Genomic DNA, 15,550 nt, shown 5'->3' on the forward strand with positions numbered 1-15,550 from the left:
GTATTAAAGTGAACGAGATGAAACAAGGTGTTTATGTTTGAATTACCCAATATAAATTTAAAAAATAAAGTCTCTGAAAGTGAGTGGAATACTCGAGTTGATTTAGCTGCTTGTTATCGTTTAGTGACTTTGCATGGCTGGGACGATTTAATTTACACGCATATTTCAGCGCGTATTCCTGATACAGATTATTACTTAATTAATGCGTTTGGTGTGGCGTTTGACGAAGTAACGGCATCGAACCTTGTAAAAATTGATATAGACGGCAATATTGTTGATGCTGATTGTCCTTTCGAAATAAACCCTGCCGGCTTTACTATTCATAGTGCGATACATGCTGTTCGACATGACGATATGTGCGTTTTACATCTTCATACTAATGCAACTATTGCCGTTGCTAGTGTAGAGGAAGGCTTATTACCGTTAAGTCAGTATTCAATGTTTGCTCTTGCTTCAATGAGCTATCATGATTACGAAGGCTTAGCTGTTAACTCTGCTGAAAAAATTAAACTGCAAAACAATTTAGCAGATAAAAACTTTATGCTACTGAAAAATCATGGTGCATTAACACTAGGTAAAACTATAGGTGATGCCTTTATGCATATGTACGACTTAGCTCGCGCTTGCGAAATTCAAGTGCAAATAATGTCTATGGGCATGAAACCTAATTATGTAGATCAAAGCATTATTGATGGTATTAAGGCCCAAGCTAATATTGTGCATACGGGATTAACGGGTGGACAAAAAGCTTGGCCTGCTATGTTAAGACGGGTGTATAAACACGATCCCAGTTTTGCTCAATAAGCTTAACGTACCGATTAACAGATATTATAATTTTATTTATTCCCCTTTTTATATAGAGAAACAGATGAAAGTAACTCACGTAGAAATATTCGATATACATTGTCCTGAACGTCCACCTTGGAATCCTGTTTTTATTCGTATTCATACCGATGAGGGGATAACGGGTGTAGGTGAAGCGGGTTTAGCTTACGATTGGGGACACAGCGCAGCAGCGGCTATGATTAAAGAAATAGTTGAAGCCGTTTTGATTGGTTACGACCCATTTCAAACTGAAAAACTATGGTCGCGTATGTTACGTGAAAGTTTTTGGGGATTAGGTGGTGGCCCTGTTTTATATTCTGCTATGAGTGCTATAGATACAGCCCTTTGGGATATAAAAGGTAAAGCGTTAGGTGTGCCTGTTTATCAGTTGCTAGGGGGTAAAGTTAACGATGAATTACGTACCTATGCTAGCCAATTACAGTTTGATTGGGATACCACCATTACTAAATTAATAGAGCCGCAGCAGTACGCTGAAGCAGCTTTAAAAGCGGTAGCGGAAGGTTACGATGCCGTAAAAGTTGATCCTATTGTGTATGATGCAAATGGCGAGTCGTCATTCGATCGCACTAAACTGTTTACTAAACCGCAAATGCGTTTATTTGGTAATCGCTTACGTGCTATTCGCGATGCTGTTGGCCCAGATGTAGATATTATTTTTGAATCTCATTCACTCATGGGCGCAGCTTCAGCTATTCAAATGGGCGAAGTGATCGAAGAAGTTGGCTGTATGATGTACGAAGAGCCAGTCAATTACTTAAATTCAGCGGTACATAAAAAAGTGGCTGACAACGTAAAAGTGCCTATTGCGGGCGGTGAACGTTTATATCATCGTTGGGATGTACGTCCTTATTTTGAAGATCAAAGTATTGATGTGTTACAGCCTGATGTAGGTTTATGTGGCGGTTTTACTGAAGCGAAAAAAGTATGTGATTACGCCGATGTTTACGATATTCGTATTCAAGCACATGTGTGTGGTGGGCCAGTTGCTACGGCAGCGTCTTTACACTTAGAAACCGCAATTCCTAACTTTTTAATTCATGAGCATCATACGTATGCGACTAAGTCTTGGAACCGTGAATTATGTATTCAAGATCCTCAACCTAAAAATGGTATTTTTAAAGTATCTGAAACACCGGGTATTGGCATTGAATTAAATGACGAAATAGTAAAACGCTCGCCACATGTTGTGGTTAAGTAAACGTAAATTAAGTCGATGTTAATTAAAAGTCAGTCAGATTAAGTATATTCAACAGGTAAAGCTGTGGTGTACTTAATCTCTTCCATTGCGAAGCTTGAACTAATATCAGAAAAATTAGCACGTGTTATTAGCTTTCTGTAAAAGGTATCGTAAGCCTTCATATCTGGTACAACAACACGCAATAAATAGTCTACCTCACCACTCATTCGATAAAACTCTACAATTTCTTTAAAGTCGTTAGCGACTTTTCTAAAATCATTTAGCCATTGAGGATTATGTTGATTAGTTTTAATAGTAACAAAAACCGTTAACCCTACATTGAGCTTTTCTGGATCGGCTATGGCTACACGGCCCTTTATTACGCCTGATTTTTCTAATGCTTGAATACGTCTCCAACACGGTGTTGTTGACAGGCCAACTTGTTTGGCTATTTCGCTTACTGCGGGAGTACAATCTTGTTGTAGTAATTGAAGGATTTTCTTATCAAACTTATCCATGAGGAACTCTATGTTTTATATCTATAAGTATAAAGAATTTTGTTCTAATTTTTTAATTTTTACAAGAAAAAATAACTTAGCTTTATCAAGGCGGAATTAAAGCTTATACCAATGCTTGGTGTTTTCTAAACAGAGTTTGGCTAATTCTTGTGGATTATATTTTGAAAGCTGAGTTTGGTATTGCCACAGCGCTTGGTAGCTTTTACTGAATAAACAAAGAGGAAAGTTGCTGCTTAGCATCACACGGTTTATACCAAATGTAGCCACACATTGCTCAATCACTAAATCGCACCATTGCGTATTATAGTTTCTGTTTAACATTTCCCAGCCAGAGCACTTTATTGCGCACTGTTTAAATTGTGCCAACGTCTTTAATCCAGTTAGCCAGTTGTTATATTCCTCAGAGCTATTCAGTATTTTTGGTGTTTTAGTGAAGTAAGGTGGAAAGCCTGCATGGTTAATAATAATTGTTAGCTCAGGTAATTTTTTTAACAGCTGAGTTAACTTATCAATAGCGTTGAGAGCAGATAAGGGCATTTGTAGATCGAAGCTGAGTTGATGTTCCGCTAAAGTTTTTAAGTTAGTTGGTGTATTAGGATGATTTAAAATATCGACTGCCGTGTCATCTAAAATATGGCGGCAACCGACAACACTTTTGTAATTTAAGAGTGTTTGTAGTTGCTTTAAAAAACTGTTTGGCGATAACGTTAAATCGACACAGGCCACCGATTTAAATGCTCTTTTACAGTTTAACTCTAGCCACTGTATTTCTCGCCAAGGTGCTTGGTTATCAAACCCAGCTTCAATATGTACAAAACCAGAGAGTTCAGGGCCATTTAAATCGCCGAATAAATTCATGTCAGCTTCTGAAAAATTTTGGTTAATTATATGTTTATCTGGCCAAAAAGGTGGGTTTTCAGGTTTTAGCCACTGGTATTGACCAAGTGTTAAATCAAACAAATGAATATGAGGATCAATAAATTGCATGTTAAAGCCTGATGTAAAGTGTATTTAAAATAACGGTATTATTGTGCTGTATAGCCGCCGTCTATTACTTGTAAGCTACCAGTAATAAACCTTGATTTATCTGAGGCTAAAAATAACACGAGCTCAGCCACTTCTTCTGGTTGGCCTAATCGACCTAAAGGTTGCAAGCTAGCTTCTTCTTGATGGATTTTAGCTTTATCTTCGCCTGAGCGTTCGCAATATTTATCTATGGCTTGGTGGTAAAGAGGGGTTTCAATAGTGCCAGGACAAACTGCGTTTGAACGTATGTTGTAGCTTGCGTAATCTAAAGCGGTTGTTTTTGCTAGTGAGGCTAATGCCGCCTTACTTAAGTTGTAGGCAAAGGAATTACGTTTAGCGATTAATGCTTGATCAGACGCCATGATAATAATAGAGCCTTGGTTGTTTGATTTCATTGATGGCAATACGGCTTTTATCGCAGCATACGCACCCTTAACATTAATATTAAAAACACGTTCAAAGTCAGCTTCCGTTGTATCTTCAATGGTGCCTGAAAAATGTATTCCTGCATTTGATACCAGAACATCGATTGTATATTCATCGCTAATGCTTTTGATGACTTGTGCGACTTCTTGCACATTGGTGATATCGCATGATTTAAATGTGCCAAATGTTGAGGCTTTAATATCTAAGTTAAATACTTGGTAATTGTTAGCTAAAAAAAGCTGAATAATACTTAAGCCAATGCCTGAACTACCGCCAGTGACAATGCATGTTTTTTTCATGGGAGTATCTTTTTAAGAAAATAAAAACTTAAGGGGAATATTAACGTTATTAGCTTAGAACTTCTATTGTTTCAATGTGGATTGTTATTTTGTATTACGGAATAAAAAAGCCAAATATTTTTATATACCCGTTACCAATCAAGAGGCTATTTCAGAGTGCTTGAGCGATATCAATTCAAGGCAATGCTTTACAATAATGGTTGTTCCCTTATAAAAAGCGTTGTTGATGAAGTGATTTTGCTCAAGCGCTTCTTCGATGGGTCTAAAAACAATTTATGCTTCGTTATTAACTTTAGTCAGGTTCCTACACGGATGTAGGACATTAGGGTAACGCAGGAGCAGTTACCGAGAATAACCTTGACGTCAACTTAATACCTTGCATACATGGATGTAGACCTTAGATTTCGTCTGGAACATGAAATCTGTGCCTAAATTGTTTTTAGTTCCCCCTGAAACCTGCATCTTGAATGATAACGGGTTAAATACTTGGCTTGGTATGAGGTGTTTTTGAATTTATTTAGCGAGTTCAATAAATGCAGCGGTGTACATTTTTAAATTCAACATAAACTGATCCATAGTAATAAATTCACTTTCAGTATGTCCTGAGTATTCAGTATTCGGCATAGACGGACCAAAACTTATTGCTCTTGGGAACATTCTTGAATTAGTACCACCACCAATTGATATTGGCTTAGCGTTTTTAATGCCTGTGTAGTGTGAAAAAATTGTCAATAATGTTTCTAGCTGAGGCGCATCTTGCTGAACCCAAGGTTCTTTTACTGTGGTGCTTACATCGGTAAGTACATATTCATTACTGTTTGACCACTGAGTTATCGCTTGAGTAATTTGCTCTTTAAGCACTGTAGTTTCTTTTCCACGTGGGCGACGAATATTAATATTTAGCTGCATGCCATTGTCTAGCTGTTTTAATACCGTTGGAGATACGGTCAGTGGCCCCATAAATTCGTCGCTAAATGCGATGTCGCCAAATTTTTTACCGTATAAACCTGTGCCAATATTATCGTTAATAAAGTTAACCAATGCGCCGCTTGTATTGGTTGGCCAGCGTTTAAATGAAATTAAATCGGCAAGGTAAGTGATTGCATTTACACCGTCTTCAGGTTTTGAAGAATGTGCTGATTTACCTAAAGCACTTATCGTTAATGTTTGTTCCGTTAGATCAAAACTAAACCCTATGTTCTTATAGGCTTTTGCTTTATTCATTAATTTTTGCAGTAGTTTTACGTCAGCGTTTTCAATAACAACAACGGCGTCTTCAGGAATTTGGCTACCAAAAAAACCACCAGTAAACGACTTTAAGTAAGCTTGTTGAGTGTTAATGCTTTTATTAGGAAATGTTAGACTAATTGTTCCATAACCTTTTTCTGCTATAACGGCAGGGTATTCAGCATCAATAGTAATATTGGTTTCAGGTAAATCATGGGTTTTAATATATTCTTCTAATGGTGCCCAGTCAGATTCTTCAGCCATGTATATATAAAGCTCTATACGTTTGTTGAGTTGAATGTTTTTATCTTTAATCGCTTTCATGGCGTATAACGCGGTAGATATTGGACCTTTGTCGTCTTCCGTTCCACGACCAATGATAAGCCCTGGCTTGGATGTTAAGTCTATCGTGTAAGGAGACTGTTTCCACTTGCTTGGGTTTGCTGGTTGCACATCGCCATGAGTAATTATACCTAATCGTTCTTTTGCATCACCTAGGCCGATAATAACTACGAAACCGTCATCTTTAAAATCAAGCCCAAGTTCAGTAGCTTGCTTTTTTAGTTCTTGTTTAAAGGCTATGTGAACAGGGTTTTCAGGTGAGGGGACGCCTTCAACTACAACAGTATTATGTTTTACCAGCTGAGCTAGGCTCTTTACCATCTCTGTTTTATAGGTATTTACAGCATATGTTGCCGTTTTATCTGCTAACGAACTTACTTCATTTGCGTAAGCTGAAGCGGTAAGTATGAATGGAGTTAGCAGTGTTAATAAACTCAGTTTTTTAATCACGGGGTGTCCTTTATATTTTAATTGCTGATAGCTGGATTCATTATCTATTTTCAGAGAAATAATGAATAGATGCTTCTATAGTATTTAATTTTGTAAATTAAGCCACTAAAAAACCGACCAGCGTAGCTTTTTAATCGTTTAATACCTTTTGATTTATTTTTTTAATGGAAATAATGAATAGTAATTTACATAAAATGTGTGATATTAGTTGTTTGTTTTTTTCTTAATATTATGTTTACAAAGAGTAAAATCATATTTAGGTAATTGTTATAAATTAATGCTAAATTTAAAAGAACCGCATCTTAATTATTTAAACGTCTCTGCACTTTAGATTTAATCTTTAAGTTGTTTTTTATTGTTTTAAGTGGAATCAAAGGGAAGGTAATATGGTACTTACACCACAAGAATATGCTCGGCAGGCTGAAGATTTATTTGTTTTACCTGATATTTATTTAAAGTTAAAAGAAATAATGGATGATGAAAAGTCGTCGTTAAGTGATATTGCTGAAGTTATTGTTTTGGATCCTTCTTTATCTTCTACTTTATTGAAATTAGCCAACAGTGCTTTATTTAGTTTTCCACGGGAAATAGATTCTATTGCTCGCGCCATAATGGTTTTAGGTATAAAGGAAGTTCATAATTTAGTAAATTTATATGGTGTGACTAACGCATGTAGCAACATTGAAGCTACTGTTGTTGATATGGATAGATTTTGGGAGGTTAGTGTTGACTGCGCGTTACTTTGTAAATTTTTAGCTCAAAAATTAAGATTAAAAGATGTTGATGGACTTTTTTTGTCTGGTTTAATGCATAACATAGGTGAGTTAGTTGTTGTTCAGAATTCACCAAAGCAAGTTGAATTCTGTCAAAAATATAATAAAGAAGAAACACCATGGCAATTACAAATGGACGTTTTTGGTTTTACTTACTCAGATTGCTCGGTTGAATTGCTTAACCTATGGCAGTTACCTGAATCATTGATCGAACCTATTAAGCATTATCACAATATGAAGACACAAAGCGATGCAACATCGGCTGCTAAGTTATTGCATATTTGTAGTCGGTTAGCGTTAATTAATTCCCATCCTGGCATGTATTCTAAACAAAATTTTGTTATGCCTTCATTGCTTGAAGAATTTGAGTTATCTATGGCAGATGTCGACGAAGCTTTGAATTTTTGTAATGCGGAAGGCTTAGCTATCATGTCAGCCCTCGCATTAAAAAAATAGTTAATCTGAACGCTTTTTAAGTCGTTTTTAAGGTAAAATGTTTTTATTTTATAAACGACTGATTAGGTAGACTATGACATTATCAACATTATTAACTCAATTGTCTGAAGCACCAGAACAAGTTTCTTTTGATGAGGTTATCAATACAATTGCAGAAAATTACCAATATACTCCAAGTACTTTCTCTAATGGGAGTGTAGTAAATGACGCTGGAACAAATGAAGGTTCATGTAAAATATTTGCTTTTGCTAAATTACATAAGCTTTCTAAAGAGCAAACATTAGCGTGTTTTGGTAAATATTATCGTGAAGATGTTTTAAAACACCCTGAAGGTAATGATCATGGAAATATTCGTAACTTTATGATTTCAGGTTGGGAAGGTGTTGTATTTTCTGGAGAAGCTTTACTTAAAGTCTGATTGATGTGGTATTAAACTGTTTTTAGGTTCAATAATTAACTCTTTACCTATAAGATCAAGTAGATGCAAGCTTGGTATATTTGATCTTAGTTCTTCTTCTAGTAAGTCTAATTGCCTTAAGTTACTACAAAACACTCTTGCTTTCTGATCTAAAGCATGCGTTTGTGTACTTAATTCAGACATTAACTCTTTTTCTAAACTTGTCATTTCATTATTAATAATAATATTTTTATTATCTTTTTTTCTGTCTTGTTCTTTTCCTGTGCGCTCTACTATAGCATCACCAACCGCCATTAAAATACTACCTAATGATTGGGTAACTACGTGTTCTATTTCCTTTTCAAATTGACCTGAAAAAATTTCATCAAAATCGTTAAAGCTTTGAGGTGCAACATAATAGCTTTCATCACTATGATTAAATCTATTTCTTAAATTCCATTGCATATCATTAAAACGTTTTTGGAATAACCTGTGTGATTCACTATCTTTACTAGATAATCCACCTATTGCTTTATTAACGGCTTCTAACCCTACATCTACTCCTTCAATCGCTATAGATATAATTTGTGGGATCTGTTCGCGTAAACTTCTTGAATATCTTTTTAGTAACTCTTTTTGCTTATTTGTTAGTATTGTTTCTCGACCTGAAACAAATAACTGTTGATCACGTGTTATTTGAATATAGGTTTGGTTTTCTTGTCGTAAACGAACATGAATAGGATCTATGACTACGCCATATTTAAAGCTTACATTACACTCTGCATATACTGATTGTGATATAAGTCCTGTAAGTAATACGGGTAATGCATAGCGTTTCAAAATGAAATTCCTATATTTAAATCTGAGGAGATAATACTAAATAACCTAATGTCGTTATTTTTATGAGCTTATAGACAGTATTCGCTTATAAAAACGTAAATAATTTCAACATTAGGAAACAGTTAACCTGTTATTTGGATAGTATCTATTTATTATCTTTTATCTATAAATCAGTAAATTAAAAAGAATTATTCATAGTTCAGGTTAATTAACTATGAACGATAGGCTCTATATGGACTTTTCTTTCAAAATAAACCATTTTACTTGGACCATATTCGCGTTTAGTTTTATCGTTAAAGTCACCAACATTCATTTGAACACCATGATAAATACGTTCGGTAGCTTCTATATAAACTGCAGTCATGTAAGTTTGCATTTCTGCTTCTACATTCTCTTTTTCAATTAAAATTTCACCCATTATTCCAGCATGAAATTGATAAGTTGAAACGACTTTCTTAAGCATTTCGGGGTTGGCTTTATCTTTAGGTAGAGCTTTGAGTTTATTTGTTGCTACTTTTAGCCCTTGAGTTTTATCTGTTTCAATCTTTAAGCGTTCGTCAATCTCATTTAATTTATTTTTAAAGTCTCTTATTTTTCGATCAAACGTGATTGTTGTTGAGCTGCCGGCGGTAGCGCCTACTGTACCAGCATGTACTGAATTTATAGCGTTAATATAACCTGCAATGAGTTTTCCGTTAGCTTTGTCTTCTGAACCCACCCATAGTTTGTCGTTAACATGAATGATACTATGCATTAATTGGTTTTCTATTCTAAGAATGTTACAAGTAATGTCTGAGTATTGGCAGTATTTAGCATAAACATTGCCTTCCGCTTTAATATTAACGCTCATGGTAATATCAGTAGTAGAAAGATCTTCAACTTCTTGTTTTTTGCCTATAATGCCACCGACAATGGTAATATCGCCACCGGCTTCCAATTGAGCTGATTCTACAAAACCGCCTATGGTAATATCACCTTTGGCGAACACTTTCATGCCTTCGCAAACATCCCCATCAATAATAACACTGCCTTCAAATTTTATATGCCCCGTAGTTACATCAACATTTTTAAGCTTGTATACTTCATCTATTTCCATGCCATTTTCTATAGAACGAGGTAAGCCAATTAAAGTTGAAACGAGAACATTTTTATTTTTAGGGCTTATAACCGTACCTTCACCCGCTTTCATTTTAATATCTTCACCGGGGTTAGGTTCTAGGATGATGCCTGTAACGGTATAACCTTTTATACCAGTAGTAAGGGGGATTACTTGGGCGAGTGGTTCACCAATGCGAACACAAATAATATCACCTAAATCTCTCATATCAACGCTACCGTCATCACGCTCTTTGGGGCGCAATATGCGATCTTGAGCGCATTGTACAAGCTGTTTTATGCGTGCGTTTTTTCCATTGATAGGAGGTTTACCTAAAGCGATGATCCCTTTAATTAGCATACCTTCTTTTTCATTAAGTGACTGCTGGGCTAAATTTACGAGACCTTCTTTAACAAAACCTTTTTTTATTCCAGCCGCTTGTGCAGCTGTCAGAATATCTGTAGGAGAGAGGTTTTTTCCGCCCAATGCAGTAGTGATCTCTGCAAATGCCGTCATATCATCATCATCTATTTTGATTTCAATTGAAGCGTCTTTTCGTTCCAAAACCTGATAGCGTATTTCTCTTCCCGTTTTATCTTGCTGAAGAGGTTTTAATATACTATTAAGTTCAGCAATAGCATTTTTTATGTTACTGCTATTTACTTGCAAGGCTTTGTATTCAGACTTTTCAATTAATTCAAAAATAGTTTGCTCATTAATAATGGTACTATTTTTAATCGGCTGTAAAACCAAGTCGATATTGTTCTTTTTATTTTCAACAAAGTTTACCTGAGTCACGTACTACAATCTCCATGTTCAGTAGTTAGCTATTTTTCTAACTTCTTTATATATAGTTTTCTTGATGGATTTTAATAAATGCTGGTGTTTTAATTTTTGAGTAATCAATTTTGTATTCTTTATTATCTAAAGCTTGAATAAATAGTAGTGTTTTTTCTTCACCAAAACATTCGGATGAACTTATATCTATAACTTCTTGATAGACTTTTTTAGCTTCAGATCTTTTACGAGGAACTTCCCCGTTGTATTCACCTATCCCTCTATTACTAATAATAACAACAGGATGATCTCCATTTATTATCAATAGATCAAATTTTCTGTTTTTGTGGATAATGGTATTTCTTCCACTGGTAATAAAGTTTTTCTCAATCAAAATAAGCCCCTAATTTTATTAACTGGTTTCAGTTTTAAGTCACATTTTATTGCTGATTAGTATATAAAAGTATAAGAAAATATTTTTACCAACAATACCTTAAGTGCGGCCATAAAGTAATAAATAAACTGTTCTAACTCTAAATATATAAAGTTTTAATTTACTAAGCAATTAAATAACAAGAATAACCTGAACATTAAGCCTCTTTAAGTTATAAAGCTATTTTAAATATAAAGGTACAGAGGTACTTTTTAATATAAAACGACGCACTAAATCTAAGGATCTTGCTGCAACCACTTTTTGGAAGTAATTTCGATTACCTTTTATAATAAAATGTTGGGTATTCATTTTGGTTGCATCTCCCCATGCAATCCATACCGTGCCTGTAGGTTTTTCTGTTGTTCCTCCTGTTGGGCCTGCTATACCTGATACGGCTATAGCTATATCAGCATTACTATGTTTAAGTGCTCCTTGTGCCATGGCAATAACTGTTTCTTTACTCACGGCACCATAACTTTCTAATGTTGTTGGTGGAACCGACAGCATTTTAGTTTTCATTTTATTTGAGTAAGTCACATAACCGGCTTCAAATATTTGAGAAGAGCCTGCCAACGCTGTTATTTGGCTTGCAATTAACCCCCCTGTACAAGATTCTGCTGTAGTTATTGTTAATTTGTTATCTAATAATTGCTGAAACACACACATAGGCAAGCTTAAGTCATCGTCTTTTATTTCACCTAATATATGATCATTTAATACCTGATAAACTTTTGTTAGCCATGTTTCTTTTAAAGTGTAAGCTGTTTTTGTATGAGTAGTTAATTTCAGCTCTAAAGTAGGGGAGTTAGCTCTATAGCCTACTTCTATATTTGAAGGTAAATCGGGTAGATGTTCTTCCATTAACATTTGAAGTTTTGATTCACCAATGCCAAAGGTTTGCAATCGCGTGGTATGAAGAAATTCTTGTTTCGGTAATTGACTTTTTAGTTGAGGAAGTATTTCTTCGTTAAGCATTATTTTTAATTCGCTTGGTACTCCGGGCGTGCAAAAAATATCACAATTATTTAGCTTGAGGTGAATACCCACAGCACTACCTGTTCTGTTATTAATAATATTGCAAGTTTCAGGTAATAACGCTTGTTTTAAATTAGCTTTATCAAGGGTTAACTCTCGCTTTTCTGCCCATTGTTGCAGGTGTTTTATAGCTTGTGAATTTTCTTCTAAAGATAAGTTGGCAGCAATTGATAATGCTTCAGAGGTTAGGTCGTCGCTTGTAGGACCTAGCCCGCCATTTATAATAAGTATGTTCGCAATTTCACTCATTACTTTTATTTCATTAACAAGTGCAGGTAAGCTATCAGCTATGGTTACGCGTCGGGTAACATCAATACCCAATTCTTTCAATTGTTTAGCAATATAGGCAGAGTTTGTATCAATAACATCACCGTTTATAAGTTCATTACCCGTAAGTAGTAATTGTAAATTGATGTTAGACATGTGTTGACCTTAAAAAATAATAATAGGGATTATCATAAATACTATCTTGGTGTATTTATACTTTTATCATTGATTTTGTTCTATTAATGTTTATTCAAACGTATCTAATAAACAAGTTTAACGTTAGAATAAATGCAAGGCTTTAGGATAAGGAGTACTTATTATTTTGGCTAAGGTATTTGATCGGAATATGCTTTTAGGGTACTGGTATCGTGGAGATTCGGATCTTCATGGAAACCAAATGACAGAATTTGCCCGTATAGAGCCAGACGGTAGTTTTGAATTTTCATTTATTCAATACAATAAACAAGGAGAAGTCGTTGAAGAAGTTACTGAGTTAGGGGATTGGGGATTAGTAGGTGATATTCACTTTACCATAACAAAAGGTGAACTCATCGATGAAGAACATTACGGTGCTGATATGGCTGATGAAGAAAATTATCAAGCCTATAAAGTGCTGGAATTAGACAGTAGCATTGTAAAATACCAACACATAATTACTGAAGAAGTGTTTATCCTAAGACGTGTTGTTGATAAAATAGCACACTGCTAGTGACAGTTGGTTGAGCTAATAGCGCTGTTACCTATTGTAAGTTAGATTTATGTAAATGTTTTCGTTTGATTTAATGAAAATTATTTACCGCATTTTTTTAAATTTTGAGAGAGCAATGAAAAGAATTAAAGACGCAAGTTTAATCACCGCAATAAAAACTCCTTATAATGCGAAAGGTGAAATAGACCTTGCAACCTATGACTTACTTGTGGCTAAACAACTAGAAGCTGGCGTAGACGGAATTATTGTTGGAGGCACTACTGGCGAAGGTCATTTACTTAGCTGGGAAGAGCATTTAATGCTTATCGCCCATAGTGTTAATCAATACGGTGATCAGTTAATTATTGTTGGCAATACTGGAAGTAATAATACCCGTGAAGCAATAAAAGCAACTAAAAATGGTTTTGCTATGGGGATGCATGCTGCTTTACAAATTAACCCATATTATGGACGTACTTCAGAGAAAGGAGTTTTAGAGCATTTTAAAACGGTTTTAGAAATTGGTCCTGCCTTTATTTACAATGTACCGGGTAGAACAGGACAAGATGTTACTCCTGATATTATTGAACCCTTATCAACGCATAAAAACTTTATTGGTGTAAAAGAATGTACAGGCAATGATCGTATTGCTTATTACGAAAAACAAGGCATTGCTTGTTGGTCGGGTAACGATGATGAAAGTTTTGCGGGTAGACATGAGTTCGGTTCGCATGGTGTAATTTCTGTTACGTCTAATATTATTCCTAAAATTATGCGTACATTAATGGATAAACCTGATCATGCGTTAAACGATAGTGTTAAAAACTTAATGAGCTGGATGTTCTGCGAGCCTAATCCTATTGCATTAAATACGGCTCTTATGATGACCAAAGCGGTTAATCCTGTGTTTAGACTGCCATATCAAGCATTAAACCTTCAGCAAAGAGAAGAAGGCTTAGCGCTTTTAAAAGAGATCGATAGTAGTGATCTTGTTGGCGATGGTTTATCGCTAATGTCTGACGACGACTTTACTTACAGAGCTTAACTTTTATTTAATGCTAAATTGTTAGAGCAGCTAAGGAAGGCCTTAGGTGCTCTGGTAAGCTAAAAGTTTTATGCTCAGGTGTTGTGTTTATTTCACCGAAAGGGCAATCAAACGATAACGAAAATGCACACAGTTGCAGATCAATATTTTTTTTAATCTTCTCTTCAAGCACATCATCTTTTTCTTTAATACCATGTAACCTATCGCCGACAACAGGCATATCGATACTTGCTGAGTGAATACGTATTTGGTGTTTTCTACCCGACTCTATTTTTACGTTAACTAAAGACACATCAATATTTCTATTGTAATCAATACAAGTAAAAGTACTGAGTGCTTTCTTCCCATCCACGTCAATACTAATATTGTCAGGTTGTGAGCGTTGGTTATGATCACCATGAACTAAAATTAGATAATGTTTTTCTAATTGATGATGTTCAAATTTTTGACTAAAAGCTTGTGCCATTTTTTTTGTATGAGCAATAACAATAAGACCCGTTGCCGCTCGGTCTAATCGATGCACAATAAATACAGGACGCTCTGGCTGTAAATGAGTTTGAGCCCAACGTGCTATTGTACAATGGTCGCTCCATTTAGAGCCTTGCGAGAGCATACCGTAAGGTTTGTACCACACACTATAATCGCCCATATCTTCGATTAAGATTGCTTCATTAGGCTCTTGTTTAAGTACACCTTCGTTATAATAAAAATGTAATTCATCACCTTTTTTTAAGGTTTTTTTTAATCGACGAAAACGCTGAGTTGATTTACCTCTGGTTAACCACAAAGCACCTTTAGCTATCGCTTTTTTTATATCTGCAATACTTATGTTACAAACCGCGTCTAATTCAATTAATGCATTGCTCGCCTCAGTAGTAACAATAAGGTGTTTTTCAAAAATAATATTATCAGAAGTGTTCATTGAGTTTTTCAAATAAGTAGAACGAAAATAGTTCAAGCTAAAGTTATAAGGTGTAGTTTATCAAACAAGACAATGACCTGTCGGACTTTTGATAGTAATATACAAAATTAATGAGATGATACTTTTAATTAAATAGCAGGGGTTGTAATGGAACGTGATTTAACACTTTTTCCTCAAGATGATATTGGTGAATACTTATGGGATGCCGTTAATACGGGAAATGATATTACCCAAGAAAGAGAAATTGAATTTACTGTTATTTTTAAGTCGCAAGAGCAAGCACTAAAATTTGGTCATTTATTATTAGAAAACAATCAAAAATTGTCTTTATGTCCGTTTGATGAAAATGCTGATTATCCCTGGGAAGTTACCGCTTATCCGTTTATTGGTGCTTCGTATGAAAATATTACGGCTTACCGCCATTTGTTAACTGAAAGCTCAGCGCCTTTTGAAGGTGTGTTTGATGGTTTTTATTTTCCAGTAAATTAGTTCCTTTCTATAAGCTAAAGA

Annotated in this window: 16 protein-coding genes; 7 read left to right on the plus strand and 9 right to left on the minus strand. The window is 35.1% G+C overall.

Going from position 1 to position 15,550, the window contains the following annotated elements:
- Positions 1-33 precede the first annotated feature (33 nt).
- On the plus strand, positions 34-804 hold the full coding sequence (locus tag ACM9HF_RS19135; RefSeq protein ID WP_473613143.1) for a class II aldolase/adducin family protein: 771 nt from the start codon (positions 34-36) through the stop codon (positions 802-804).
- A gap of 64 nt (positions 805-868) precedes the next feature.
- A complete protein-coding gene (locus tag ACM9HF_RS19140; RefSeq protein ID WP_076418223.1) occupies positions 869-2,044 on the plus strand; it encodes a mandelate racemase/muconate lactonizing enzyme family protein in 1,176 nt (391 codons plus the stop codon).
- Between the two features lie 38 nt (positions 2,045-2,082).
- On the opposite strand, the gene ACM9HF_RS19145 is transcribed toward ACM9HF_RS19140, so the two are convergent.
- The 4 genes from ACM9HF_RS19145 to ACM9HF_RS19160 form a co-directional block, all read right to left on the minus strand.
- Positions 2,083-2,541 (minus strand): Lrp/AsnC family transcriptional regulator, encoded by a 459-nt coding sequence (locus ACM9HF_RS19145; RefSeq protein WP_076418222.1) that lies wholly within the window; start codon positions 2,539-2,541, stop codon positions 2,083-2,085.
- A 96-nt stretch (positions 2,542-2,637) separates the two neighbouring features.
- Entirely contained in the window at positions 2,638-3,528 is an 891-nt protein-coding gene (locus ACM9HF_RS19150) for an amidohydrolase family protein (RefSeq protein WP_473613144.1), read from the minus strand.
- 38 nt (positions 3,529-3,566) lie between these two features.
- Positions 3,567-4,292 carry an SDR family NAD(P)-dependent oxidoreductase gene (locus ACM9HF_RS19155; protein WP_473613145.1) on the minus strand — a complete coding sequence of 242 codons (726 nt, stop codon included), beginning with the start codon at positions 4,290-4,292 and terminating at the stop codon, positions 3,567-3,569.
- A gap of 513 nt (positions 4,293-4,805) precedes the next feature.
- Positions 4,806-6,311, minus strand: a complete 1,506-nt coding sequence (locus ACM9HF_RS19160; protein ID WP_473613146.1) for a dipeptidase — start codon at positions 6,309-6,311, stop codon at positions 4,806-4,808.
- 386 nt (positions 6,312-6,697) lie between these two features.
- On the opposite strand from ACM9HF_RS19160, the gene ACM9HF_RS19165 reads away from it, so the two are divergent.
- Together ACM9HF_RS19165 and ACM9HF_RS19170 are read left to right on the plus strand one after the other, a co-directional pair.
- Positions 6,698-7,540 carry an HDOD domain-containing protein gene (locus ACM9HF_RS19165; protein ID WP_473613147.1) on the plus strand — a complete coding sequence of 281 codons (843 nt, stop codon included), beginning with the start codon at positions 6,698-6,700 and terminating at the stop codon, positions 7,538-7,540.
- Positions 7,541-7,613: 73 nt separating this feature from the next.
- Positions 7,614-7,958, plus strand: a complete 345-nt coding sequence (locus ACM9HF_RS19170) for a HopJ type III effector protein (protein ID WP_473613148.1) — start codon at positions 7,614-7,616, stop codon at positions 7,956-7,958.
- On the opposite strand, the gene ACM9HF_RS19175 is transcribed toward ACM9HF_RS19170, so the two are convergent.
- From ACM9HF_RS19175 to ACM9HF_RS19190, 4 genes are all read right to left on the minus strand, one after another.
- Positions 7,944-8,777 carry a DUF2884 family protein gene (locus ACM9HF_RS19175; protein WP_473613149.1) on the minus strand — a complete coding sequence of 278 codons (834 nt, stop codon included), beginning with the start codon at positions 8,775-8,777 and terminating at the stop codon, positions 7,944-7,946. The genes ACM9HF_RS19170 and ACM9HF_RS19175 overlap by 15 nt on opposite strands.
- A 208-nt stretch (positions 8,778-8,985) precedes the next feature.
- Positions 8,986-10,671: a flagellar assembly protein A gene (locus tag ACM9HF_RS19180; protein ID WP_473613150.1), complete on the minus strand. Its 1,686-nt coding sequence runs from the start codon at positions 10,669-10,671 to the stop codon at positions 8,986-8,988.
- 46 nt (positions 10,672-10,717) lie between these two features.
- Entirely contained in the window at positions 10,718-11,044 is a 327-nt protein-coding gene (locus tag ACM9HF_RS19185) for a hypothetical protein (protein ID WP_473613151.1), read from the minus strand.
- Between the two features lie 219 nt (positions 11,045-11,263).
- Positions 11,264-12,541: a CinA family nicotinamide mononucleotide deamidase-related protein gene (locus tag ACM9HF_RS19190; protein ID WP_473613152.1), complete on the minus strand. Its 1,278-nt coding sequence runs from the start codon at positions 12,539-12,541 to the stop codon at positions 11,264-11,266.
- Positions 12,542-12,782: 241 nt separating this feature from the next.
- On the opposite strand from ACM9HF_RS19190, the gene ACM9HF_RS19195 reads away from it, so the two are divergent.
- Entirely contained in the window at positions 12,783-13,094 is a 312-nt protein-coding gene (locus ACM9HF_RS19195; RefSeq protein WP_473613153.1) for a hypothetical protein, read from the plus strand.
- A gap of 115 nt (positions 13,095-13,209) precedes the next feature.
- Positions 13,210-14,118 carry a 4-hydroxy-tetrahydrodipicolinate synthase gene (gene dapA, locus ACM9HF_RS19200; RefSeq protein WP_473613154.1) on the plus strand — a complete coding sequence of 303 codons (909 nt, stop codon included), beginning with the start codon at positions 13,210-13,212 and terminating at the stop codon, positions 14,116-14,118.
- Between the two features lie 13 nt (positions 14,119-14,131).
- Here dapA and ACM9HF_RS19205 read toward each other — a convergent pair whose 3' ends face one another.
- Entirely contained in the window at positions 14,132-15,040 is a 909-nt protein-coding gene (locus ACM9HF_RS19205; RefSeq protein ID WP_473613155.1) for an RluA family pseudouridine synthase, read from the minus strand.
- Between the two features lie 147 nt (positions 15,041-15,187).
- Between ACM9HF_RS19205 and ACM9HF_RS19210 the strand changes: the two genes are divergently transcribed.
- Positions 15,188-15,529, plus strand: coding sequence for a ribonuclease E inhibitor RraB (locus tag ACM9HF_RS19210; RefSeq protein WP_473613156.1), 342 nt, complete (start codon positions 15,188-15,190; stop codon positions 15,527-15,529).
- The last annotated feature ends 21 nt before the right edge of the window (positions 15,530-15,550 follow it).

The organism is Colwellia sp. RE-S-Sl-9, from assembly GCF_048296855.1.
Taxonomy (GTDB): domain Bacteria; phylum Pseudomonadota; class Gammaproteobacteria; order Enterobacterales; family Alteromonadaceae; genus Pseudocolwellia.